The organism is Nocardioides sp. AN3, assembly GCF_054653495.1.
In genome coordinates this window covers 1-24889 of record NZ_BAAIGC010000048.1, presented here as the reverse complement: position 1 = coordinate 24889, position 24889 = coordinate 1, and the positions used below count along the sequence as shown (strand labels likewise).

The following is a 24889-nucleotide window of genomic DNA, read 5'->3' as shown; positions in this document are numbered from 1 at the left end:
CATCGCTTGCTTCGTCTAGGCGGGAGGCCGGCTTGTCTTGTCCCGAGATCAGTTCGGGACAGCCGGCAGGGAGGGGGCCGCTGAGGACCGGAGTTGCCGATCGAGCAGGTCGGCAAGGGATCCGACTGCTCGCAGGGTCGGCACGGCGGCCCCGGTGAGGTCGGCAAGTTCGATGACCGCGGTCAGCAGTACGTCGAACTCGAGCGGCCGACCACGTTCGAGGTCTTGCAGGGTGGAGGTCTTGTGCTCGCCAGTCCGCTCGGCACCCGCGAGACGGCGTTCGATGGACATGTCCGGACGGGAGCCGAGGCGCTCGGCCACGTCGAGCGTTTCTTCCATCATCGCGGTGACCAGGGCCCGGGTTCCGTCATGTCGGCAGATCCCGGCCATGGTCGCCCGGGTCAGCGCACTGATGGGGTTGAACGAGATGTTACCCATCAGCTTGATCCAGATGTCGTTGCGCAGGTCCGCCTCGACCGGGCACTTGAGCCCGCCGGCGACCATCGCGTCGGAGAACTCCACGCAGCGCTCGGAGATGCTGCCGTCCGGCTCGCCGATCGAGAAGCGTGTTCCTTCGAGGTGACGCACCACGCCGGGCTCTTCGACCTCGGTCGCGCAGTACACGACACATCCGATTGCCCGCTCGACCGGGAGCACGGCGCTGACTGCGCCGGCCGGGTCGACACTCTCGATGCAACGGTCTTCGTAGCGGCCCTTAAGACCGTGGAAGTACCACCACGGGATACCGTTCTGCGCGGCGATGATCGTGGTGCGCTCTCCCATGAGCGGCTGGATCAGGGGACGGGCGGAAACGTAAGCGTTGGCCTTCAGGCCGAGGAAGATGTGGTCGACCGGCCCGATAGAGGTTGCATCGTTCGTGGCGTTCGGATGCGCCGTGAAATCGCCCCGGGGGCTGAGCACGCGCACGCCGTTGGCCTGCAGCGCCTCGAGCTGGGGACCTCGTGCGATGAGGTGGACCTCCGAACCTCCACGCGAGAGACAAGCACCCACGTAGGCGCCGATCGCTCCTGCGCCAACAATCGCTACTCGCACAACAACTCCTTGTATTCGTTATACAGAGTACCTAAACTGAATCACATTGCCGCCAAGACTGCAAGGGGATGACATGCAGGGAACGTGCCCATGAAGGCTCGCGTCGTTCTGCTCGTGCCCATCAAGCCCCTGTCGAGGGCGAAGACACGTCTGCGCGCCTCGGCCCCGTCTGGAGGGCGCAGCCTTGCCGAGCACATGGATCTCGTCCTTGCCATGGCGGTGGACACCGTCGTGGCCGCGCGAGGCGCTGCCGGAGTGGCGGGAGTTGCTGCGATCACCTCTGACCGCCGGGTGATCACTGCGATGACCGAGCTGGGAGTGGAGACGATCCTCGAGCCAGGACAGCTGGGGCTCAACGATGCGCTCGACCTGGGCTCCCGAACGGTGCGCGCCACGAGGCCTGAGGTCCAGATCGGCGCGCTGAACGCCGACCTCCCCTCCCTTTGCCCGGCTGAGCTGTCGGCAGCACTTCGCCTCGCGGCAGGCAGACACGCCTTCTGCCGCGACCGCGCGGGCACCGGGACCACACTCCTCCTCGCAGGAAGGGGCCAGGACCTTGATCCGAGGTTCGGCCCGTGGTCAGCCTCCGCCCACCTCACATCCGGCGCAACCGAGCTGTCCGGGCCTTGGCCGAGTCTGCGCTGTGATGTCGACACCGAGAGCGATCTCGCTGTTGCATCGAGCATCGGGCTCGGCGCACAGACTCGGTGGAGGCTCGCGGCCCTAGCGCAGAGTCAGGGGCAAACAGGCTCCTGACGGGGCCGTCTGACCAGCCGCGCCGAAGTCAGGACACTGATGAGCAGGCCCAGCTGAAGGGCGGGGACCCATGCCGGCGCATAAGAGCACATCAGCGCGCCGGCCACTGCTCCCCCGACGAGCGCGAGCAGTGATGCGGCCGAATGGCGCAGGTCGCCCACGCTCCGGCCTGAGGCAAGAGCGACGACCAGCGTCGTCAGAGTGCCGGTCAGGTACGTCGTGGAGAGTCCCGTGACGCCGAACCTCTGGACCGCGCTTGACTGGATACCCAACGCTGCTGCATTCAGCATCAGCGCGAACCAGACCGAGTCGCGATGAGTGCCCTCGGTGGCCCACCACCACACGGCAAAGGTCGACAGAACGGCGAGTTCGACACAGAGCGCTCTCGTGACTCCCCGTGGCCAGGCCGGGTCGTCGTCGCTCCCCCGTCCGGACATGGACACCCGTGCGCCCAACCAGGCTCCCATGACGAAGCTGCCGATCGCGGTGACCGTGTGCGCGGCCAGCACGGAGTTCGCATGCGCTACGGCCACGCCGAGGAGAACGAGGTTTCCGGTCATCACACTGGTGAAGGCGCCTCCGAGGGCGAGGAAGCCCACCGCGTCCGTCGCCCCGCTCGTCACGACGAGAATCAGTGTGCGCACGTTGCGTGACCTCTCGGGAGTCACGCGTTCCCTACCGATCCAGGAGCAGCGGTGCCAGGTCGCGTGGCGGTCGCTCCACCGCCGGCGTCGCGGCCTTGCCGACCGCTATCGCACCCATCGGCTCCCAGTCGTCGGGAAGCTCGAGCACGCTACGGACCACCTCAGGACAGAACAGCGTCGACGACACCCAGGCCGAGCCGACGCCCTCCGCTGCAAGTGCGACGAGGAAGTTCTCAATGCCGGCGCCCATCGACAGCAGGAACGTCGAGCGCTCTGCAGTCGCACGCCGCGCGTCGGGATAGGAGTGGCTCGCGTCCGTGACAAGGCACGGTACGACGACGAGCGGCGCATCGCGCAGGACATCGCCACGCCGCGACCAGGCGTCGATCTGGTCGTCGGCGTAGCCATCACGGGCATGGTCGGCCGCCCAGAGCGCATCCATCATCTCGCTCAAGAGCCCTCGGCCCTCCTCGGAGGAGATGACCACGAAGCGCCAAGGAACAGAGTCTTCGGGCGCCGGCGCGGTCACAGCTGCCGCCAGTGCTCGGCGCAGCGATGCGGGGTCCACCGGACCTGGAGCGAAGCTCCGGACCGTCCGGCGGGCAGCCGGGGCCGACCGCATCGCCTCCTCCGTGCCGAGCCGGAAGAGGTCGTCGGCGGGAGTCCGGACCAGAGCTTTCGCTCCCGGCCCGTCGTCCTCGGTGACGAGGTCATCGAGGCCTCGGATCACAGCCACCGGTCGTCCGCTGAGCTTGCCCTTGACGGTCTCCGCGGTGGCGGCGAGCTCGTCGGCCACCGCGATCACGGTGACATCCAACCTGTTGCCGTAGGAGTCGACAGCTCCACGGAGGTCGTCGAGCGGAGCAAGCCCCGCGGCGCCGATGGCGACATCAACGACACCTTCGCGCCATGGGCGTCCGAAGGTGTCGGTCACCAGCACGCCCACGCGCACTCCGAGCCTCTCCAGAACACCTGCGCGGATCCGCCTCGCAGACTCGTCCGGATCGAGGGGGAGAAGCACCACGGTGGCGGGGTCGGTGTTGCTGGCGTCGACGCCCGCCGCGGCCATCACGAAGCCGTGATGTGTCTCGACGATGCGGGTGTCCCCTCGGCTGGCGACGAGCCGGACCATCTCCTCGTCGATCGCCTGCTCACGCGACTCGGCCCGGCGTACCCGGCCCTCTGCTTTGCTGACGATCTTGCTGGTGACAGCCAGGATGTCGCCATCTTGGAGTCCGAGCTGCAACGCGTCCAACAGAGCTGCGATGTCATCGCCAGGCTGGACCTCCGGTATGCCTTCGACAGCCCAGACCTCCAGCCTGCTCATTCCTCAGTCGTCCCGACGGCGGCGGAGTCGAGGAACCACAGAGTGCGGTCGAGACCCCGAACGCCCGCTGCAGGGACGTCGAAGGCGGAGGCGCCGGCCAGCACACGCGCCACAGCCTCCGCCTTGCCTTCGCCGGTGGCGAGCAACCACACCTCCCGCGACTCGCACAGTGCCGGGAGAGTGAGAGTGATCCTCGTCGGCGGCGGCTTGGGGCTCCCGTGCACCGACAACGCGGTCAGGGCCTGCTCCTGCACGGCGTCGAGTCCGGGAAAGAGCGAAGCGACGTGGCCGTCCTCGCCGACGCCGAGGAGACAGACGTCGAACAGCGGCTCTCCCTCGACACGATGGTCGGCGATCAGCTGGCGATAGGCACGCGCGCTGATCCCCGCATCTGGGCCGAACTTTCCGTCTGAGGGCTCCATCGGGTGCACTCGGCCGGGGTCCACGTCGAGGTGGTCGAGCAAGGCGCGCCGCGCCTGGAGCTCGTTGCGATCAGGGTGGGACCCGCCGACGAACCGGTCGTCTCCCCAGAAGAAGTCCACCGCGGACCACTCCACATCGTCTCGAGCAGGTGCGATGCGAACCTGCTCGAGCACCGCGATGCCGGTCCGCCCACCGGTCAGGACCACCGACGCTGATCCTCTGAGGGCCTGAGCCCCCGCAAGGGTCTCGATGAGTTGTCCGGCGACTGCCTCGGCAACGCGCTGGGCGTCGTTGTGGACAGTGAAGCTGGGGTGGGTCTGGGCACGCATAGGTCTTCCTCCTAGATCCAGGGCCATTTCGAGCCATCGGGAAGGCCGCTTCGAGCGACGATCGCGTCGGCCGCGGCTTGAGCGCGTGCGTAGAGGTCCTTCTCGTCGATCGTGGTGATCACGTAGTTGTCGACGACCTTGTGCCCGTCGACGAACACCGTGTGCACGCCGCGTCCGTCGGCAGACCAGACGAGTTGGTTCGCGACGTTGAGCAGCGGTGTCCACTCAGGGCGCAAGCGGTCGTGAAGGACGACGTCTGCCCGCTTGCCCGCCTCGAGTGACCCGATCTCGTCCTCGGCTCGGAGCGCTCTTGCGCCGCCGAGGGTCGCCATCTCCAAGGCCTTCTCAGCGGGCAAGAGTGCCGGATCCCGGCGGGCGTCCTTGAAAAGGCCAGCAACGAGGTACGTCGCACGCATCATATCTGCGTAGTTGGACGCGTTGTTGCCGTCGATCCCGATCGCGACGTTGACGCCCGCCTCGATCAGCTCAGGGATGCGGCCGATCTTGGTCATCCCTATCGAGCAGCGAAGGGCCGACGACGGGCAGTGCGCGACATGGGTCCCAGTCTCGGCGAGCAGAGAGATCTCGTTGTCGTCGACGTGGACGGCATGGGTGACGACACAGTTGTCGCCCAGCACGCCGAGTGAATGCAGGTGCTCGATCGGACGCTCACCGAACTCCGCGAGGAACCGGCGAGGATCTCCCTCGGCATGCGACATGTGGAAGTTCATGCCCGTGTCCCAGTCGCGGGCCATCTTCGCGGCCGCAGACCAGAGCCCGTCGGTCGACGTCGCATGGCCCAGGAGGAGGACCCAGGCCTGGATCCGGCCGTCGGCGACGCTGCGGTGGTCCTTGAGCGTCTGTTCGAGCTGGTCGATCGCTTGGGCCGTCGTACGACGAAGAGCTATCGGCTCCTGCGGCTTGTCCCAGATGAACTTGCCCACGCGGCCTCGGATGCCGATGCCCACTAGTGCGTCCACGACGGCGTCGACGTGCTTGACGGTGCCGGCCTCGAGGAAGGTGGTCGTCCCAGACTTCAGCATCTCGGTCGCACATAGCTGTGCCGAGAGCCGCTCCTCTTCCTCGGTGTAGGCCGCTAACAGCGGATCCAGCCACGTGTGGATCAGGTCCTCGAACGGGAGGCCTTCGGGGACATAACCTTTGGTCAACGGCTCACCCGTGATGTGGATGTGCGTGTTGACCATGCCCGGCGTGACCACGAAGCGACGGCCGTCGATCACCTCACGCGCCTCGAAGCGCTCGGCCAGAACCGCAGTCTTGCCGACCTCGACAATGCGACCACGAGCGATCGCGATCGTGGCATCGGTGACGACCTCTCGTCGCGGGTTCATGGTCACGACCATGGTGTTGTTGATGAGCGTGTCGACTGTCTGCCGCGGCACGGGGACTCCTGCTTCCTGAGGGTGGTTGATCGAGATTCGCTCAGCCGTAAAGCTGGTCGTGCGTCTCGGTGACCGCGATCGCAAGACCGTCGGCGGAGGCGAGGCCGAGCTCCTCGACGATGCGGTTGCGTACCATCTTCACGGCCGTTGTGGCGGCCTGGTCGGAGGTCTGACCGGAGACGGCTATCTGCACGTTGACCGACTGCCCGTCCGCACTCCACTCGAGCCGGGACGGGGCGAAGCGGTTGATCTGGCCGAAGGTCTTCTCTGCGCTCCGCTGTCCTTCAGGGTCAAACACGGCCCCATCGACGAGCCGGGCGCGCAAGCTCACGACGTACGCCGCCGGGTAGCCCGCCGGAGTGACGTGGAAGTGTGCGACCACGGCCGCCCGCTGGCGCTCGTCGGCCAGGTAGGTGCGCAGGGCACTTGTGATGATGTCGTAGTACTCGCGTCCGGTGGCTGCTCGCAGACTTCCTACAGCGGCAACCAATTGCTCGGGGACCTGGATGCTGGTGAGCTCGTCCTGGGCGTCCTGCATGTCGCTGCTCCTTCATCGTCGAGTCATGGCGGTGTGCCCGGCCTACTCGGCGTGCCGGCTCGCGTGGCGACGGGCGATGATGCGGGCCTCTGCTGCGTCTCCGCGTTCCATGGCATCGACCAGCGCCTGGTGCTCGTCGATCGATGCGTCGAGAACGTCGGGCTTCACGATCCACAGGGCACGGCGCACGCGCTTGTCGAGCATCGCGAGGATCTCTTCGAAGACCTCGTTGCCCGAGCACTTGGCGACGAGCATATGGAACTCCGTGTTCAGCTCGACGAGTCGAGTCCGGTCTGCCCGGGTCAGCGCTGTCCGGGACTTCTTGATGTTGGAGCGCAGCGCCTTGAGCTCGCGCTCCTCGTACCGCTCCGTGGCGAGCGCAGCGCACTCATCCTCAAGGGCGCCGCGCACCTCCGAGAGCGAGACAAGGTCCTCGTCGTTGAGCTCCCTGACCCAGACACCCTGGCGACCGCCGTGTTTCTCGATCCAGCCGGCCACCTCAAGGCCACTGAGGGCTTCTCGGAGCGGGATCCTGCTGACACCGAAGTGGTCGGCAAGGCCTTGCTCGTCAAGACGCTGCCCCGGTGCGAGCTCACCCCTGACGATCGCGTCCTCGAGCAGCCGGTAGATGCGCCCACCCAGGGTCGAGTTGGGCGTGAGTCGACTGAGTCCACGAAGGTCGCGGGCTGCGCGTCCCTTGGCGGCCTTGGTTGGCAGTCCGATCGTTTCGGCCATCGATCTGTCGTGTCCTGTCCTCGACCTTGCTCAGGGCGAGCTGCGTCGATCGGCGGAAGTTAGTGTATTCAATGTACAGAGTACATAACTCGACAGTCCTCCGCCACAGGCTGGTCAGAATTAGCGAATACAGTATACGTTGAGTCCTCGACCCACCGCCGGTGCCGCCGGGGTGGACCCAGCACGAAGGAGCAGTCGTTGAGCAGAGCACTGGAAGGCATCCGCGTCCTCGACATGACGCACGTCCAGTCGGGACCGTCCGCGACGCAGATCCTGGCGTGGTTGGGCGCCGACGTCGTCAAGCTCGAGGCTCCTGCCGGCGACATCACCCGGATGCAGCTGCGCGACCTCGAGGGCGTCGACAGCCTCTACTTCACGATGCTGAACTGCAACAAGCGGAGCATCACGCTCAACCTCAAGACCACCGAGGGCAAGGAGCTTCTTACCGAGCTCGTCCGAACCGCCGACGTGCTGGTCGAGAACTTCGGGCCAGGCGCCGTCGACCGGATGGGCTTCACCTGGGAGCACCTCCAAGAGCTCAACCCGCGCCTCGTCTACGCGTCCATCAAAGGATTCGGAGACGGCCCGTTCACCGGGCTGAAGGCCTACGAGGTCGTGGCGCAAGCCATGGGTGGCTCGATGAGCACGACCGGCTTCGACGACGGCCCCCCTCTCGCGACCGGCGCTCAGATCGGCGACTCGGGAACAGGCATGCATGCTGTGGCGGGGATCCTGGCTGCTCTGATCCAACGAGGGACCTCGGGGCGCGGCCAGCGCGTCACGGTCGCCATGCAGCACGCCGTACTCAACCTGTGCCGGGTCAAGCTCCGCGACCAGCAGCGTCTGGCCGCAGGCCCCCTCCCGGAGTACCCGAACAAGGAGTTCACCGACGAGGTCCCCCGCTCTGGCAACGCCTCCGGCGGCGGCCAGCCGGGATGGGCGGTCAAGTGCAGCCCCGGCGGGCCGAACGACTACATCTACGTCATCGTCCAGCCCCAGGGCTGGGAGCCGATCAGCAAGCTCATCGGCCGGCCCGAGCTCACCAGTGATCCCGAGTGGGCAACACCAGCGGCACGGCTCGACAAGCTTGACACGATGTTCGAGCTCATCGAGGAGTGGACCAGCACGCTCACCAAATGGGAGGTGCTCGAGCAGCTGAACGCCTTCAACGTCCCGGCGGGCCCCATCCTCTCCAGCAAGGAGCTCATCGCCGAAACCTCGCTGATCGACAACGAGATGATCGTGACCGTCGAGCATCCCGAACGCGGGTCGTTTACGACCGTCGGCTGCCCGATCAAGCTGTCCGACTCCCCCGTCACTGTCGAAACGTCACCTCTCCTAGGACAGCACAACCGGGAGGTCTTCGTGAAGGAGATGGGACTCACCGTGGATCGCTTCGAGAAGCTGCAGCTCGACGGGGTGATCTGAGGGATGCCCTCGGGACCGACGACGTACGAACGACGAGGCCCCTCAGGGGCAGCCTCGAGCACCCACTACCTCGGTACGACGACCGCGATGGCCATGCTCTCGCGGGGAGGCAACGCGTTCGATGCGGCAGTGGCCGCCGGTTTCGTGCTCCAAGTCGTCGAGTCCCACCTGTGCGGCCCCGGAGGCGAGGTCCCGGCGGTGTTCACCACGGCAGCCGATACGACGCCGCGTGTTCTGTGCGGACAGGGCGTCGCTCCCGCTGCCGCGACGATCGCCCATCTCCGTGGGGACCTCGGCCTCGAGACTGTCCCGGGAACCGGCCTCCTTCCTGCGACAGTTCCGGGCGCGTGGGACGCGTGGCTCCTGTTACTGCGCGACTACGGCACGATGACATTGCGTGACGTGCTCGAACCCGCGCTGGGATACGCCACCAATGGTCACCCACTCGTCCCCCGAGCCTTGCTCACCATCAGCACCGTCGCCGACCACTTCCGCGACCACTGGCCGACCTCTGCCGCAACATGGCTGCCCAACGGCTCCGTGCCGTCCGCCGACCAACCGCACCGGCTCCCGGCACTTGCCGCGACCTGGGGCCGGCTGCTGGCGATCGCCGAGTCGACGAGCAGCGATCGTGGGGCCCAGATCGACGCAGCACGCGACGCCTGGTACCGCGGGTTTGTCGCCGAAGAGATCGAGCAGTTCTGCCGCAGCTCGGTCCGCGACGAGACCGGCACCAACCATGCAGGTCTGCTGACCGCCGACGACCTTGCTTCGTGGTCGGCGACCTACGAAGACGCCCTCACGACCGAGGTCGGCGACGGGTGGGCGCTATCCAAGCCCTCCGCCTGGTCTCAGGGCCCGGTCCTCCCCCAGATCCTTCAGATTCTGCGCGACGACGTGCTCACGTACGCTGACGGGGTCGCGACAGCTGACACGGTGCACCTGGTCGCAGAAGCCACCAAGCTGGCTTTCGCCGACCGTGAGGCATGGTACGGCGACAGCGCAACCGTGCCACTTGAGACGCTCGTCTCTCCGGCATACGGGCGAGAACGTCGCGGACTCGTGGGCGCCGCCGCCTCGCTGGAGCTGCGCCCCGGGTCTCCAGACGGGCTCCGCCCCAGGCTCGCTCGGCACGTGGTAGCGCCGATGACTGCGGCGACCGGAGCAGGTGTCGGCGAGCCCACCGTGGAGCGCACCGGCGTCATGCGGGGCGACACGGTTCATATCGACGTCGTCGACGCCGCGGGCAACATGATCTCCGCGACACCATCCGGTGGCTGGCTGCAGTCGTCCCCGACCATCCCGGCTCTTGGCTTCTGCCTGGGCACCCGCGGCCAGATGTTCTGGCTCGACGAGGGGCTTCCCGCATCCTTGGTCCCGGGAAGGCGACCGCGCACGACGCTCAGCCCGACGTTGGCACTCCGCGATGGGGAGCCCCGGTTGGCGTTCGGAACTCCTGGTGGCGACCAGCAGGACCAGTGGCAGCTGTGCTTCTGGCTGGCTCACACCGCCGGAGGCCTCGACCTCCAGGCGGCGATCGATGCACCAATGTGGCACTCGACCGCCTTCCCGACGTCCTTCGTCCCCCGTCTCATGGAGCCGGGCGGCCTTGTCGTGGAGTCACGGTTGGGCGAGGACACGCTTGCAAGCCTTCGCGCACGGGGTCACGTCGTGACCGATGCGGGTGCTTGGGAGCTGGGTCGGCTGTGCGCGGTGGGCCGCGGTGGTGGCCTGCTTCGGTCCGCTGCGGACACACGCAGCGGTGTCGGCTCTGCCGCCGCCTACTGACGGCGGCAGAGCTTCCGGACTCAGAGTGCGCTCAGCAGGTGCCGGCTGTGCTCGACCCGGCCGTACGTCGTCGTACGCTCGACCGGAGTGCGGCCGATTCCCCGAACTGCAGCCTGGAAGGCCTCCGGCTCGAGGCGGATGCCCCAGTCCGCGCCTGCCATCCGACTGATGGTCTCCTCCATGAGCGTGCCACCGAAGTCGTTCGCACCGCTGGACATCAGCGCCTGGCAAGCCTCGACACCCATCTTCACCCAGCTCACCTGGATGTTGTCGATGCGACCGTGAAGGAGGATACGCGCCATCGCATGGACGCGCAGGTTGTCCTCCCACGTCGGACCGGGCCGCGCCACGCCGGCAAGATAGATCGGCGAGCTCTGGTGCACGAACGGCAGCGGCACGAACTCGGTGAACCCCCCGCTCTCGTCCTGGATCCTCGCCAGCCTCCGGAGATGGGCCACCCAGTGGGGTGGAGCGTCGACGTGGCCGTACATCATCGTCGAGGAGCTCGGCAGCCCGACCGAGTGAGCGGTCTTGACAACCTCCTCCCACGTGTCCGCCGGGAGCTTGCCCTTGGTGAGCAGCCAGCGGACCTCGTCATCGAGGATCTCGGCCGCGGTCCCGGGGATCGAGGCCAATCCCCTCTTCCTGCACTCGGTCAGGAACTCCCTGAACGAGATGCCGAGGCGGGTCGCACCGTTGAGAACCTCCATTGGGCTGAACGCGTGTAGGTGCATGTCGGGGACGCGTGCTTTCACAGCGTCGATGAGCTGGAAGTAGAACTCACCGGGGAGCGATGGGTGCAGCCCACCCTGGATGCACACCTCGGTCGCGCCGTACCCCCACGCCTCCTCGGCCCGGTCAGCGACCTCTTCGAGCTTGAGCGTGTAGGACTCGTTGTCGACCTCTCGCTGCGCGAAGGCGCAGAAGCGACATCCGGTGTAGCAGACATTGGTGAAGTTGATGTTCCGGTTGATGACATAGGTGACGTCGTCGCCGACCGTCGCCCTCCGCAGGTCGTCGGCCACGCTGCACAGTGCCTCGAGTGCCGAGCCCTCAGCTTGGAAGAGGGCGAGCGCCTCAGCCTCGGTGATGTCATCGGGCCGTCCGTCAGCGGCCTTGGAGAGTCCCCGCCGGATGTCCTCGTCCAGGCGGACCGGGTCACGACGCCTGGACTCCCAGCTCGACGTCGTCTCGAGCTGGGCCATGTCGCCGTAGACCTGCTCGGCGTCGGCACGAAGCACCGCCCCCGGTCCCTTGGAGAAGGTGAGGTCCGTTGTCCGTGGCTTCCACTGGACCTCAGGGTCCTGCCACGCCACGGGCTTCGCCGGCGCATCACTTGCGGGATAGCCGTCGACTCCCGCGACCGCTCTGACAGCGCCTTGCATCCTGCCAGCGATCCACGGGTCAGGCCTCAACGCGTACGACGGGTAGACGGTCAGCCGCTGACGAAGCACCTTGCCGTGCTCCGCGGTCCGGGCGGACAGGGAGTCAAGAGCCGGCCACGGAGCCTCGGGGTTCACATGGTCGATCGTGACCGGCGACACCCCACCCCAGTCGTCAATGCCGGCTGCGATGAGGCGCGGGTACCACTCGCTCGAGAGGTTCGGCGGCGCCTGGAGGTGCATCGACGGGCCGAAGATCACCCGCGCTGTGGCCACCGTGGCCAGGAACTCCTCGACGTCGGGTTCGGGTGCGAACCGCATCGCCGTGTCGGGCTTCGCCCGGAAGTTCTGGACGATGACCTCCTGGATGTGCCGGTACTTCAGGTGCAGGGCGCGGATCGCAAACAGGGCCTCGACCCGCTCCTGGCGAGTCTCCCCGATTCCGATCAGGACACCCGTGGTGAAAGGGATCGACAAGCGACCCGCGTCCTCGATGGTCTTGAGCCGCACGGCAGGCACCTTGTCCGGGGAACCGTAGTGGGGCATGCCCTTCTCGCTCAGGCGGTCACTCGCCGTCTCCAGCATCACACCCATCGAGGCGCTCACCTGCTTGAGCCGGGACATGTCCTCCCAGGACATCGTCCCGGGGTTGATGTGCGGCAGCAGGCCGGTCTCCTCGATCACCCGGATGGAGACGGCCCTGAGGTAGTCCAACGTACTGCGGTATCCGCGCGCCTCCAGCCACTCCCGGGCAACCGGGTAGCGCTCCTCCGGCTTCTCGCCGAGCGTGAAGAGCGCCTCCTTGCAGCCGGCCTTCCGCCCGGCCTCGGCGATGGCGACCACCTCGTCAGGCGTCAGGAAGGGCGCCTGCGACTTGGCCGGGGGCTGCGCGAACGTGCAGTAGTGGCAGACGTCGCGGCACAACTTCGTCAGCGGGATGAACACCTTGCGGGAGTACGTCACGGTGTCGCCGTGGCCCTGGTCGCGAAGACGACTGCTGAGAGCCAGCAGTCGTTCGAGGTTCTCGTCGCGGGCGGCGATCAGCGCAGCCGCTTCGGAGACCGAGATGGTCTTGCCGTTCTCTGCACGGGCGAGCGCGCGTCGTACCTGGGCGTCTGTGACCGGCGATGGCGTCGTTTCCATGGTCGCATTGTATAACGTATTCACGAGATCAACCACCCATTGACCGGACCTTAGCGTATCATGTATACAGAACTTCCTTTTCATCCATGCGACCTGACCGGCCACCGTCAGGGCTAGGAGAACCCCGATGCAGCTCAACAACAGCTTCACCGTCCCCGTCCCCGTCGACGAGGCGTGGGCAGCCCTGATGAACCTCGAGGAAGTCGCAGGCTGTATCCCCGGCGCCACCCTCCAGTCGACCAACGGCGACGAGTTCGCCGGACAGGTCAGGGTGAAGATGGGCCCCGTCGCCCTCACCTACAACGGCCAAGGACGCTTCGTCGTACGCGACGAGACCCTGCACCGGGCGGTCATCGAGACCTCCGGCAAGGAGACCAAGGGCGCCGGGGCAGTCAAGGCACAGACGACGGCGACACTGTACGAAAGCGGTACCGGTACTGACATCACTACCGAAGTGCACGTGACCACCGAGCTCGACGTCACAGGCAAGGCCGCACAGTTCGGCCGTGGCGTGATGGAGGACGTCAGCGGCCGCATCTTCGGCCAGTTCGCCGATGCTCTCGCGAGCCAGCTGACCGCGGACAAAGCCGCCGAGGCGCCGGCTGGCGTTGCCAGCGCGACCCCCGCTCAGGTCGACCCGGCCCAGCTCCCGCGTCACGCGCCCGAGGCCATCGACTTGCTCAGCGTCGCGGGCGGACCGATAGCCCGCCGCGTCGCGATCCCCGCACTGCTGATCGCGGTGCTGGTGGCCGCGGCGATCCTGGTGTTCAGCCGATGACCGCGCCAGGAACCGCGCAGATCGGTGTCGCCGGCCTTGCCGTCATGGGCAGAAACCTGGCCCGCAACCTGGCCCGGCACGGTCACAGCGTGGCGCTGTACAACCGCAGCGTTGAACGCACCCGCAGCCTGGTCGAACAGCACGGCGACGAAGGCGTGTTCTTGCCGGCGGAGTCGCTGGAGGACTTCGTGACAAGCCTGGCCACGCCGCGTGCCATCATCGTGATGGTCAAGGCTGGCAAGGCGACCGACGACGTGATCGACGAGCTGGTCCCCTTGCTTGAGCACGGCGACATCATCATCGACTGCGGAAACGCCCACTTCGCCGACACCCGCCGGCGGGAGGAGGACCTCCAGAAGCAGGGATTCCACTTCATCGGATGTGGCGTCTCTGGCGGCGAGGAGGGAGCACTTCTTGGTCCCAGCATCATGCCGGGCGGGTCCCGAGAGTCCTACGAACGCCTCGGTCCGATCCTGGAGTCGATCGCCGCTCAGGTGGACGGCCAGGCCTGCTGCGTACACGTCGGCCCGGACGCCGCCGGGCACTTCGTCAAGATGGTCCACAACGGCATCGAGTACGCCGACATGCAGCTCATCGCGGAGGCATTCGACCTGCTTCGCGGCGGCGTCGGACTCACTCCCGCCGAGATCGCCGACGTCTTCAGCACCTGGAACGAGGGCGACCTCGAGTCCTTCCTGATCGAGATCACCGCTGAGGTTCTCAGCCACACCGACGCGCGGACTCAGAAGCCGTTCGTCGACATCACCCTCGACCAGGCCGGCCAGAAGGGCACAGGGCGCTGGACCGTGCAGAGCGCACTGGACCTCGGCGTCCCGATCACCGGCATCGCTGAGGCCACCTTCGCCCGAGCACTGTCCGGACAGACCGGCCAGCGAGCCGCGGCGCGGAACACGTTCGGAACCGCCACCGGAACGATCGACGTGGATCGCGAGATGTTCGTCGAGGACGTACGCCGAGCGCTGTACGCGTCAAAGGTGGTGGCCTACGCGCAGGGCTTCGACCAGATCGCCGCAGGCAGCCAGGAGTACGACTGGAAGCTCGACCCGGGAGCGATCGCCAGCATCTGGCGCGGCGGCTGCATCATTAGGGCCGGCTTCCTCGACCGCATCCGCGAGGCCTACAGCGCCGACCCGGCACTGCCGAGCCTCCTCGTCGCGCCCTACTTCGCCGACGCCGTGAGCCAGGGTGTGGAGAGCTGGCGTCGGGTGGTGCAGCAAGCCGCCGGAGCCGGGATTCCCACACCCGCGTTCTCCTCGTCACTGGCCTACTTCGACGGCCTGCGTCGAGACCGACTGCCGGCGGCGCTGATCCAGGGATTGCGCGACCACTTCGGTGCACACACCTACGAGCGCGTCGACCTGGGCGGGTCTTTCCACACGAACTGGGCAGACGGCCTGGAAGAGCACCCCGCCTGACCGAATCAGCCTCCGGAACCATTGCCACTTCGCCGAAGCACGTATAACGTATAACAAACCCCGGGCCACGATGTGAGGGCAGGTTCGAAGCACCATCTCCGACCTCCCGGAAGAGGAGCTCGCAGTGCCGCAGCAGCAGGTAGACACCCTGATCAACAACACGATCGCCGTCACGATGAACGGCAGACGTGAGGTGATCACCGACGCCAGCATCGCCATCTCCGCAGGCACGATCATCGAGGTCGGGAAGACCGGCGACATGGCGAACCGCCTCTCGGCCCGCGAAGTGATCGACGGGCGTCAGTTCGTCGCCACGCCTGGGCTGATCAACACCCACGTCCACGTCACTGGCGAGCCACTCACCCGCGGCTACGTGCCAGAGGGTCTCTCCTTCGAGGAGCTCATCTTCCACTGGCTGTGCCCGATGTATGCGATGTACACCGAAGAGGAGGAGAAGCTCTCCGCCCAGCTCGCCGCCACCGAGATGCTCAAGTCCGGAACGACCTCCTTCATCGAGGCAGGGACCGTCAAGCACATCGACGCCGTGGTCGACGCCTTGGTGGGGATCGGTATCAGGGCAAGGGTCGGCAAGTGGATCTGGGACCTCCCGCCCGAGCCCGTCGAGTTCGCGCACACGACCGACGAGGCCATCGCCGCCCTTGAGAAGGTCCTTGTCGACCATCGCAACGTCGCGGGCGGGCGAATCCAGGCCTGGGCCATGGTGCTTGGACACACCACCTGCAGTGACGAGCTGTGGGCCGCATCCGTCGAAGCTGCCCGGCGGTGGGACACCGGGATCAACTTCCACATGTCGCACGCCGAGGGAGACCCCCAGGGCTTCTTGGCGCAGTTTGGACATCGGCCCATCGAGCACCTCAACAAGCTCGGCGTCCTCGGCGCGAGCACAGTGGTCGCCCACGCGGTGCACGTCGACGACCATGAGATCTCGCTGCTCGCCCAGTCCGGCACCAGCGTCGCGCACTGTCCCTCGTCGCACATCCGGTGCTCCATCGGCATCAGCCAGGTCGGGCGTATCCCCGAGATGCTCAGGGCCGGCGTCAACGTCGGTCTCGGCACCGACGGCAACAACGCCTCCAACTACTCAGACCTGATGAGGGTGACCTACCTGGTCGCCGGGCTCTTCAAGGATGCCCGGCGCGACCCGCACCTGATCCCGGCCGAGAAGGCGTTCGAGCTCGCCACGCTCGGCGGCGCGAAGGCCATGCTCGCCGAGCACGAGGTCGGATCGCTCGAAGCTGGGAAGAAGGCCGACATCGTTCTCCACGACCGTTCCCGGCCCGAGTGGACTCCCCTGCTCAACGTCGCGAACCAGCTCGTCTGGTCAGCCGACGGTCGCGGAGTGCACACCGTCTTCGTGGACGGCCAGAAGGTGGTCGACAACTACCGGATGACCACGATCGACGAAGCCGACCTCTACGCCAAGGCGCAGGCCGCGGGTGAAGCGATCGTGGCTCGCAGCGGACTGCCCGACGGGCGGAAGTGGCCGACGGTCTGACGGCGAGCCCACCCCACAAATCAATCCTCCATGAGCACGTTCAGGGGTCGTGAGTACGACGAGTTCGACTCTCACTCGCAAACCTCGGAGCGTCATCATGCACCTCGCAGCCATCGTCCAATTCCGCCGCGGAGAGTGGCCCTGGGCTGACAGCGTGATGTCGGTCCTGGCCACCATCGGCCCGCTCCTGCTGTTCGCCGCGACCGGCAGTCGGGAACACGGCATGGCGGCGCTGTGCGGAGGCTTCGCAGCGCTCTACGGGCTGGGTGAACCGCTGCTGCGTCGCACCGCGATCGTGTCTGCCGCAGGGCTCGGCATGACCGCGGTGATGATCAGCTGCTCGTTGCTCCACTCCCAGCCAATGGCCGCGGGTCTCACGCTCGCCCTGACCGCCGCCCTCGCAACCTTCCTGATCGACGTGGGAGCAGCGGGACAGCCGGGCATGATCATGTTCCTCGTCACAGGGAGCGTCGCGCTCGGGCTGCCGCCGTCGTCAGACGCAGTCGCGCAACGCGGACTCGTGACAGCAACCGGCGCCCTGATCGCCTTGATCGCCTCTCTGAGCCTCCTCGCCATCAGGCCTGTCGCGGCCAGGCTCAAGACGACGCCGAGCATCGGAGCGGCCCGAAGCCACGCGGTGTGGATGGGAGCCGCAACCTTCGCCACCGCCGCAGTGGTCATCGCGGGCGGTGTCCCGCACTGGCAGTGGGCTCCGATGTCCACGGCTGCCGTCCTTCAAGGCACCGACGCCCCGACGATCGTCTTCCGCGCGGTCCAGCGTTCAACCGGCACGATCGTCGGGGTCCTGATCACCGCCGTGCTGCTGCTCACGCACCCAGCCTTCGGCGCAACGGTTCTCCTCTGCTCACTCTGCCTCGGCGCCTCGCAGCTGCTCTTCCCCCGCAACTACGCTCTCGGGATCATGAGCATCACCCCGCTGGCCTTTCTCCTGCCGGGCATCATGCATCCCGCGGGGGACATGAGCGCACTGCTACAGCGCGTCTGGGCTACGGCGTTCGGCGCACTGCTCGGCTCGCTGCTCGGCGCGCTGATGTGGCACGCCGAGCGTCGACGCCTGGACCGGGAGTGACCTCATCGCGGTCCCTCCCGGCCGCTGCTACGAGTAGTAGGCGTCGGCGACGTCGAGCGCGCGGTCCAGGATGGCCATGCCCTCGTAGATCTCGTCAGCACTCGTCGTGCACGGGGGTACGACGTGTAGTCGGTTGAAGTGGATGAAGGGCCACAGCCCGTTCTTCTTGCAACTGGCCGCGAGCTCGTTCATCGGAGCGGCGTCAGCCCCAGCTGCGTTGAACGGCACCAGGGGCTGTCGGGTCTCGCGGTTGCGGACCAGCTCGACGGCCCAGAACACCCCGACGCCGCGGACATCGCCGACCGACGGGTGGTTGTGCTGCAGGCGAGCCAGTTCGGGCCCGATGACGTCCTCACCGAGGGCACGTGCGTGCTCGATGATGCCCTCTTCCTTGAAGATGTTGATCGAGGCGACCGCGCTGGCGCAGGCGAGCGGGTGTCCAGAGTAGGTCAGCCCTCCCGGGAAGGGTCGCTGCTGGAAGGTCCCGGCGATCTCGTCGGAGATGATGACGCCACCGAGGGGAACGTAGCCGGAGTTCACTCCCTTGGCGAACGTGATCAGGTCCGGGGTCACGTTCCACCGGTCCACCGCAAACCATTCGCCGGCGCGTCCGAAGCCGGCCATGACTTCGTCGGCGATCATCACGATGCCGAACTCGTCGCAGATCGCCCGGACCCCGGCGAGGTAGCCGGCGGGCGGCACCAGGATGCCGTTAGTGCCGACGATCGTCTCGAAGATGATCGCCGCGATGGTGTGGGCGCCTTCAACGGCGATCACGTCGCGCAGATGCTGCAGTGCTCGCTGCGACTCGACGACCTCGGTCTCGGCGTGGAAGGGCGAGCGGTATAGGTAGGGTCCCCAGTAACGGACGACACCCGACATGCCCGGCTCGCTCCCCCACCGCCGCGGGTCACCTGTCATCGCCATGGCCCCAGCGGTCGCACCGTGATAACTGCGGTAGGCAGCGAGCACTTTGTGCCGGCCGGTGTGGACGCGAGCCATCCGCAAGGCGTTCTCCGTCGCCTCCGCGCCACCGTTCGTGAAGAACACCTGGTTCAAGTCGCCAGGGGCGACCTCGGCGATGAGGCGGGCAGCCTCACTGCGAGCGTCGTTAGCGAACGAGGGCGCGATCGTGCACAGCCGGGTGGCCTGCTCCTGGATCGCCGCGACGAGCTTGGGGTGCTGGTAGCCGATGTTGACGTTGACCAGCTGGCTCGAGAAGTCCAGGTAGCGCTGGCCGACGTAGTCGGTGAAGTAGCTGCCCTCGGCGGTGGCGATCGGCAGCGGGTCGATCAGCGCCTGTGCCGACCACGAGTGGAACACATGGTTCCGGTCGTCGGCCGTGATCTGGGCCGCGTCCTTCGAGATGCCACTGAGTACGTCGGTCATGTCGGTTCCTTTGTGTGAGGTCAGCTCGCGCGCAGATAGCTTGCGGCTGCGGCGCGGAGTCGTTGGTGTACGTCGTCGTCTTGTTCAGCTGGCGGCAGCCAGGCCTTGCGGACTTTGGCGACGGATGTGTAGTTGGCGTCGCAGACATTCGCCAGCGGCGACTCCACGATCTGCGAGACGAGCTGGTACGAGTCCAACGTCGACAGTCCGCAACGATCCGCTACCCACGTGATGAGGTCGTGCTGCGCGATCCGGAACGCATCCTCGAGCGGTCGCGCGGAGCCGGCAGACATGATGTGGGAGTCCGACTCGAGCCGGGGCCACGGGGTGCGCCGGTCCTTGACGACGTCGACGAGGATGACAGTGTTCATCGCGCACTCGACGGCGACGCCGCACGTCTCTCCTTCACCCTGCCGGGCATGCCCATCGCCCAGGCTGAAGAGCGCTCCGGGCACGTTGACGCCGAGGTAGCAGGTCACCCCCGCCCGCATCTCAGGCGTGTCCAGGTTGCCGCCGTGAGCACCAGGGACCAGCGAGGACCTCACCTCGAAGCCGACCGGCGCGACCCCCACGGTCCCGTGCATCGGGTCAAGGGGCAGCGTGACCCTGGCAGCCGAGTCGCGGGCCTGAAAGGTGCAGGTCCGGGCCGCGCGGTCAATCTCCCAGACCCAGACCATCTCGGGAAGGGGAGGCTGGAGAGAGGCGGTGCTCCGAGTGGAGGTGAGGGCCCCGAAGTACGGCACCGTGGTCGAGACGGCCCAGTCGCGGGCCGGCTCGATGGCGACGAAGTGCAGGGCAATGGTGTCCCCTCGCTCGGCTCCCTCGACGAAGAACGGACCCGTCTGTGGGTTGCGGTAGGGCGGCGGGCACACGTCTGACGCCAAGTCATCCGCCGTACGAACCCGGCCGGCATAGCAGTCCTCCGTGAACACCTCGAGGACTGTGCCCGGCTTGATCCGGAGAATGGGCGGCGCGCCTCCGAAAGTCCAGGCGAACTCGTCGTAGGTCGGATGCACGCGAAGGACGCTCGGCACGGTCACGCCGCCCCCTCTCTCACGAGGCCAGCGCGCGCAGACGAGGAACGATATCCTCGCTGAACTGGTCGAGGAACCGGCGCTGGTCATGGCCGGGGCCATGGAAGACGAGGTGGTTGAGACCTGCGTCGAGGTACTCCTTGATCTGGACCACCGCTTCGTCGGGGTCCGAGGTCACGATCCACCTCTTGGCGACCTGCTCGATCGGCAGCTCGTCTGCGAGGCGCTCCATCTCCTCGGGGCTGTCCACCGAGTGCTTCTGCTCCGGGGACAGCGATAGCGGCGCCCAGAACCTGGTGTTCTCGAGGGCCCTCTTGGGGTCGCGGTCGTAGGCCAGCTTGACCTCGATCATGCGATCGACGGAGTCGACGTCGCGACCGGCCATCTCGGCACCCTCGGCTGTAGCCAGCATGAGCTTCTCGGTGTAGTCCATGCCCTTGCCCGAGGTACAGATCAAGCCGTCCCCGACGCGGCCGACGAACTTCGCCATCTGCGGCCCACCGGCGGCGATGTAGATCGGCACCGGGGTCTCGGGTCGGTCGTACATGTGAGCGCTCACCGTGCGGTAGTGCTCACCCTCGTAGCTGACCTTCTCCCCCGCCCACAGGGCCCGCATGATGTCGATCGATTCCCGCAGCCGGGCGAACCGCTCCTTGAACTCCGGCCAGGTCCGGCCGGAGACAGCGATCTCGTTGAGCGCCTCGCCGGTGCCGATGCCGAGCATGACCCGGCCTTCGAACATGACGGCCATGGATGCAAAGGTCTGGGCGATGACGGCAGGGTTGTAGCGAAACGTCGGCGTCAGCACGCTCGTGCCGACCATCACCCGCGAGGTGCGCTCGCCGACGGCTGCCATCCATGCCAGTGCGGAAGGGGCGTGGCCGCCGTTATGGCGCCAGGGTTGGAAGTGGTCCGATACGACCACACTGTCGAGCCCGACCTCCTCAGCGCGTACGGCGAACTCGACCAGGTCCCTCGGACCGAACTGTTCGGCCGAGGCCTTGTAACCGATCTTCAGAGTGTTCATGGTCAGCCTCCGTGTCCGGCTGCGAGCCAACGAGCCTTGACGGTCTCCGCGGAAGCCAGTGCGTCGCTGATCACCGCTGCCTCGTCAAAGACAAGGACATTGCGGTTCTCCATCAACACGTTGCCATCGACGATCGTGGTGTCGACGTCGTGACCATTGGCGCAGTAGACGAAGTTCGAGATCAGGTCGTGGTGCGGCACCATGTGCGGCGCGGTGACATTGACGACGATGACGTCGGCCTTCTTGCCGACCTCGACCGTGCCGACGTCCTCCCACATGCACGCCTTGGCCCCGTTGACGGTGCCCATGTCGAACGCGTCAGCGGCCGTCACCGCAGCAGCGTCGATGCGCGCCTCGCTGTGGATCGTGGCGACCCGCAGCATCTCGCGGAACATGTCGAGGGTGTTGTTGTTCGCAGCGCCGTCGTTGCCAAGCGCGACAGTGATGCCCATCTTGATCATCTCGGGGAAGTAGCCGAGCGCCGAGGAGCCGTATGCCCCATGGAGGCTGCCGCCCGGATTGTGGTTGATCTTGATGCCAATGGCACGGATCAGCTCAAGCTCACGTCGCGAGTAGCGGATGCCATGAGCAAACACCATGTTGGGGTGAAGCACCCCGAGGTCGTCCAGGTGTGAGAGTTCGCCGCTCGACCGGGTGGATTGGTGTCCGTGGAACCCGACGTTGTAGTCGTCCATGAGCTTGACCAGGTCGATGATGAGCTCGTCGCTGACGTCCTGTGCGTGCCGGAAGGACGGCCACGCCGAGATGCGGCCGTCTCCGGCGCCGTTCCATCGCTCGAGCATGGCCTCCGTCGCTTTGAGGTTGTCCTCACGCGAGATCAGGAACGACGGCGGGACGGTCCAGGTCGTGTCGGCGTGCTCCATCGTTGAACGCGTCAGGACACCGCGCAGGCCGGACTCGACAAAGACCTCACCCACGGTGTTCTCGTGACCGGGGGTCGCGCAGCCTTCCATCACGCCCGTGGTGCCGGACTTGATCATCTCGACGCAGGCGAGACGGACCGAGGCGCGCACATCCTCTTCCAGGAGGGTCGCCTCGAACGGGACGATGCGGCTCAGCCACTCGGTGACCGGGATGTCATCGGCAAGGCCCCGCGCTGTCGACTGACACGTGTGGTTGTGGGCGTTGATGAGGCCTGGCATGACTGCCTTGCCCGTGGTGTCGATGGTTCGAGCAGCACGAACGGCCTTCGTGACCTGCTCCGTCGGCCCGACCTCGACGACCCTGTCGCCAGCAATGGCCACCGCGCCGTTCGTGATCACTTGGCTGGACGAAACTACGACGTATCCCCCCGAGAGCAACAGATCAACATCTTTCACGGGGATCACCTCCTCTTGGAACTGCAATACGAAATGGGAAAAGAGGCCGGCGGGCTGCCGGCGGAGCGTCAAACTGATTCCGGCTCGACGACGGGGTAACGCCGGTAGTACTTCCCGTGTCCGGGCTTGCCGACCGCCTCACCGTCGCGGTAGATGACCGTGCCGCGTACGGCGGTGATGTCCGCGCGACCGCGCATGCTGCGTCCTTCGAACACCGAGAACTCGGACGAAGACTCCAGGTCTTCGGCGTGCACGACCCACTCGTGGTCGGGGTCGACGAGGACGAAGTCGGCGTCTGCCCCGGGGATGAGCGTGCCCTTGCGCGGGTAGAGCCCGAAGAGCCGAGCGCTCTCGTAGCTCGTCACACGTGCCACGTCCGTGATGGAGATCCGGCCCCGGTGCACACCGTCGGTCAGCAGGACGGGCAGGATCAGACCGATGGCGCCGAATGCGGATCGGGTGGTCCACACGGGCCCGAGCTGCTTCTCCTCGTTGGTGTACGGGATGTGGTCCGAGCCCATGGTGTGCAGCAACCCCGACTCGACGCCCGCCCACACTGCGGCCTGATCCTCCGAGGTGCGGATGGGTGGCGTGATCTTGGCGAGCAGGCCGACCGGGTCGTCGATGGTCAGAGCGAGGTACTGCGGGCCGGTCTCGGCGCCGTAGTCGACACCTTGCGCCTTGACGCCCTTCAGTGCGTCGAGGGCCTGGCGAGAACCGATGTGCGGGAAGTAGCACGGCACATTGTGCATCCGGGAGAGGTAGGCGACCTCCTGGATCGCGATCGCCTCGCTCTCCCCCGGACGAGCGTGGTGCCAGGCCGCCAGCCCGCCGAGGCCGGTCGTCTTAACGCGCTCGATCTCGTGCATCACGATCTCGGCTGTCTCCGAATGGACACTGATGCGCACCTTGGCCGGTAGCTTGGACGCCGTCCGGAACACCTCGTAGAGGTGCCCGTCGTTGAAGTCGATGTCGGCGACCTCGAGCTCGCCATCCGCCGTCAACTGGTCCATCACGATGGCGTGCCCGAGGGCTCCCTTGAGCATCATGTAGATCTTGAACGACGTGACGCCGAACATGTGGAGGTACTGGTCCATCTCCTGGACCTGAGCGTCGTTGAAGAGAGTCAGGTGTACGGCGAAGTCCTGAAGGTGAGTGTTGCGGGCCACTTCGAGGAACTGCGGGAAGGTTTCGAAGTACGACTCCGGCCTGCGGAAGTAGTGCAGCAGGGTGGTGATGCCACCGCTCGCAGCGAAGGCGGACTCGGCCGGAAGGCGTCGCGAGAGCGGGGGCAGCAATCCGAAGTGCACGTGTGGGTCGATCAGGCCAGGCATGAGGTACCTGCCCTCGGCGTCGATCACCCCCTCACCGTTGACCGTCGGGTTCTCCCCTTCCCACAGCTCCGCGACTCGGCCGTCCACGATGCTGATGCCACCGTGGAAGACGCCGATCTCCGGCAGGACGACCTGGGCGTTGATGACCGCCCGCACCTCCTCGGCGACCACCTGGTCGGTGGTCACAACTTCGCCTCGTGCTTGGCCTGCTCGTCCATCACGGAGAGGATCTGGCCCGCGACCTCGACGACCTTGGCGAGAATCCGGTGCCCGTGCTCGACGGTGGCGAGGGTGGGGTCACCCATATTGCCGGAGCAACCGACCCAACGCTGGTCCAGGACGCGGGTGAAGGTGATCTTCTGCTGGTACAGCGAGCGCTCATCGTCGCCGAGGTCCTCGAGCCCAGCACTGTTGACCACGGCCTTGGAGAGGTCGATCAGGTGCTCGCCAGCCGCCGCCATCAGGATGGAGGTCTCGATCTCGTCGGCGTGGGTGCCCCACGAGTGGCCCTTGATCTCATCGATGACGTCCTTGGCAGACGACCACCAGTCGAGCACAGCTGCCTGACCGCCGGCCCGGTCCTTGACCTCGAACGCAGCGATCTGCAGAAGTGGCGCGTTGCCCGAGTGTCCGTTGACGAAGAGGATCCTCTTGAACCCCTGTCGGATCAGCTCGGTGCCGATGTTGGTGTAGAGCTCGATCAGCAGCTTGTTGTCGAGCGAGATCGCACCTGGAGCGCTCTTGAAGTCATAGAGGACGTCGAGCGTGCCAAGCGGGATCGCCGGGAAGACGAGAGCTCCGGTTGCCTGAGCGACCAGGTCGGCGATCCCTGTGGCGATGAAGGTATCGGTGCCGAGTGGGGCGTGGTGGCCGTGCGGCTCCACGCATCCGATCGGGACGATGACCGCATCGGTGGTCAGGGCACCCGGCTCCAGATCCTGCCAGGGCAGCATGTCGATACGGTGCTGCCTCTCGTCACCGGCCATCATGACGCAC

General features: G+C 66.5%; 21 protein-coding genes. 7 read left to right on the top strand and 14 right to left on the bottom strand.

The window, feature by feature from the left end:
- Window positions 1-48 precede the first annotated feature (48 nt).
- Complete coding sequence (locus tag ACYQ1K_RS26650) at window positions 49-1053, bottom strand: 2-dehydropantoate 2-reductase (protein ID WP_459986636.1); 1005 nt, start codon at window positions 1051-1053, stop codon at window positions 49-51.
- A 90-nt stretch (window positions 1054-1143) separates the two neighbouring features.
- Here ACYQ1K_RS26650 and cofC point away from each other — a divergent pair, with 90 nt between their 5' ends.
- Window positions 1144-1809: a 2-phospho-L-lactate guanylyltransferase gene (cofC, locus tag ACYQ1K_RS26645; protein ID WP_459986634.1), complete on the top strand. Its 666-nt coding sequence runs from the start codon at window positions 1144-1146 to the stop codon at window positions 1807-1809.
- Here cofC and ACYQ1K_RS26640 read toward each other — a convergent pair.
- Genes ACYQ1K_RS26640 through ACYQ1K_RS26615 form a run of 6 tightly spaced genes read right to left on the bottom strand, consistent with a single transcriptional unit; the run spans window position 1788 to window position 7208 of the window.
- Window positions 1788-2453 (bottom strand): YoaK family protein, encoded by a 666-nt coding sequence (locus ACYQ1K_RS26640; RefSeq protein WP_459986632.1) that lies wholly within the window; start codon window positions 2451-2453, stop codon window positions 1788-1790. The two genes, cofC and ACYQ1K_RS26640, sit on opposite strands and share 22 nt — an antisense overlap.
- 31 nt (window positions 2454-2484) lie before the next feature.
- Window positions 2485-3780 (bottom strand): coenzyme F420-0:L-glutamate ligase, encoded by a 1296-nt coding sequence (locus ACYQ1K_RS26635; RefSeq protein ID WP_459986631.1) that lies wholly within the window; start codon window positions 3778-3780, stop codon window positions 2485-2487.
- Window positions 3777-4532, bottom strand: coding sequence for a 6-phosphogluconolactonase (gene pgl / locus ACYQ1K_RS26630; RefSeq protein ID WP_459986629.1), 756 nt, complete (start codon window positions 4530-4532; stop codon window positions 3777-3779). Before pgl ends, ACYQ1K_RS26635 begins: the two co-directional genes overlap by 4 nt.
- An 11-nt stretch (window positions 4533-4543) precedes the next feature.
- Window positions 4544-5935, bottom strand: a complete 1392-nt coding sequence (locus tag ACYQ1K_RS26625; RefSeq protein ID WP_459986628.1) for an amidohydrolase family protein — start codon at window positions 5933-5935, stop codon at window positions 4544-4546.
- Between the two features lie 40 nt (window positions 5936-5975).
- Entirely contained in the window at window positions 5976-6473 is a 498-nt protein-coding gene (locus tag ACYQ1K_RS26620; protein ID WP_459986626.1) for a hypothetical protein, read from the bottom strand.
- A gap of 42 nt (window positions 6474-6515) precedes the next feature.
- Window positions 6516-7208: a GntR family transcriptional regulator gene (locus tag ACYQ1K_RS26615; RefSeq protein ID WP_459986625.1), complete on the bottom strand. Its 693-nt coding sequence runs from the start codon at window positions 7206-7208 to the stop codon at window positions 6516-6518.
- 198 nt (window positions 7209-7406) lie between these two features.
- Here ACYQ1K_RS26615 and frc point away from each other — a divergent pair, with 198 nt between their 5' ends.
- Both frc and ACYQ1K_RS26605 read left to right on the top strand, forming a co-directional pair.
- A complete protein-coding gene (gene frc, locus ACYQ1K_RS26610) occupies window positions 7407-8636 on the top strand; it encodes a formyl-CoA transferase (RefSeq protein WP_459986624.1) in 1230 nt (409 codons plus the stop codon).
- Between the two features lie 87 nt (window positions 8637-8723).
- Entirely contained in the window at window positions 8724-10424 is a 1701-nt protein-coding gene (locus ACYQ1K_RS26605; protein ID WP_459986623.1) for a gamma-glutamyltransferase family protein, read from the top strand.
- A gap of 20 nt (window positions 10425-10444) precedes the next feature.
- On the opposite strand, the gene ACYQ1K_RS26600 is transcribed toward ACYQ1K_RS26605, so the two are convergent.
- A complete protein-coding gene (locus tag ACYQ1K_RS26600; RefSeq protein WP_459986621.1) occupies window positions 10445-12949 on the bottom strand; it encodes a bifunctional FO biosynthesis protein CofGH in 2505 nt (834 codons plus the stop codon).
- Between the two features lie 127 nt (window positions 12950-13076).
- Between ACYQ1K_RS26600 and ACYQ1K_RS26595 the strand changes: the two genes are divergently transcribed.
- From ACYQ1K_RS26595 to ACYQ1K_RS26580, 4 genes are all read left to right on the top strand, one after another.
- Window positions 13077-13727: an SRPBCC family protein gene (locus ACYQ1K_RS26595; RefSeq protein ID WP_459986620.1), complete on the top strand. Its 651-nt coding sequence runs from the start codon at window positions 13077-13079 to the stop codon at window positions 13725-13727.
- Window positions 13724-15163 (top strand): NADP-dependent phosphogluconate dehydrogenase, encoded by a 1440-nt coding sequence (gene gndA / locus ACYQ1K_RS26590; RefSeq protein ID WP_459986619.1) that lies wholly within the window; start codon window positions 13724-13726, stop codon window positions 15161-15163. Before ACYQ1K_RS26595 ends, gndA begins: the two co-directional genes overlap by 4 nt.
- Window positions 15164-15287: 124 nt before the next feature.
- On the top strand, window positions 15288-16679 hold the full coding sequence (locus ACYQ1K_RS26585; RefSeq protein ID WP_459986618.1) for an amidohydrolase family protein: 1392 nt from the start codon (window positions 15288-15290) through the stop codon (window positions 16677-16679).
- Between the two features lie 97 nt (window positions 16680-16776).
- On the top strand, window positions 16777-17769 hold the full coding sequence (locus ACYQ1K_RS26580; RefSeq protein ID WP_459986617.1) for an FUSC family protein: 993 nt from the start codon (window positions 16777-16779) through the stop codon (window positions 17767-17769).
- Between the two features lie 27 nt (window positions 17770-17796).
- Here the strand turns inward: ACYQ1K_RS26580 and ACYQ1K_RS26575 are convergent, their stop codons facing one another.
- The 6 genes from ACYQ1K_RS26575 to ACYQ1K_RS26550 all read right to left on the bottom strand — a co-directional run.
- A complete protein-coding gene (locus ACYQ1K_RS26575) occupies window positions 17797-19158 on the bottom strand; it encodes an aspartate aminotransferase family protein (RefSeq protein ID WP_459986616.1) in 1362 nt (453 codons plus the stop codon).
- A gap of 20 nt (window positions 19159-19178) precedes the next feature.
- A complete protein-coding gene (locus tag ACYQ1K_RS26570; protein ID WP_459986615.1) occupies window positions 19179-20198 on the bottom strand; it encodes an acetamidase/formamidase family protein in 1020 nt (339 codons plus the stop codon).
- 13 nt (window positions 20199-20211) lie between these two features.
- On the bottom strand, window positions 20212-21219 hold the full coding sequence (gene fgd / locus ACYQ1K_RS26565; RefSeq protein ID WP_459986614.1) for a glucose-6-phosphate dehydrogenase (coenzyme-F420): 1008 nt from the start codon (window positions 21217-21219) through the stop codon (window positions 20212-20214).
- A 2-nt stretch (window positions 21220-21221) separates the two neighbouring features.
- A complete protein-coding gene (locus tag ACYQ1K_RS26560; protein ID WP_459986612.1) occupies window positions 21222-22559 on the bottom strand; it encodes an amidohydrolase family protein in 1338 nt (445 codons plus the stop codon).
- A gap of 68 nt (window positions 22560-22627) precedes the next feature.
- A complete protein-coding gene (locus ACYQ1K_RS26555; RefSeq protein WP_459986611.1) occupies window positions 22628-24079 on the bottom strand; it encodes a dihydroorotase in 1452 nt (483 codons plus the stop codon).
- A partial coding sequence (locus ACYQ1K_RS26550) for a creatininase family protein (RefSeq protein ID WP_459986610.1) occupies window positions 24076-24889 on the bottom strand: 814 nt, incomplete at its 5' end. The genes ACYQ1K_RS26555 and ACYQ1K_RS26550, both read right to left, overlap by 4 nt.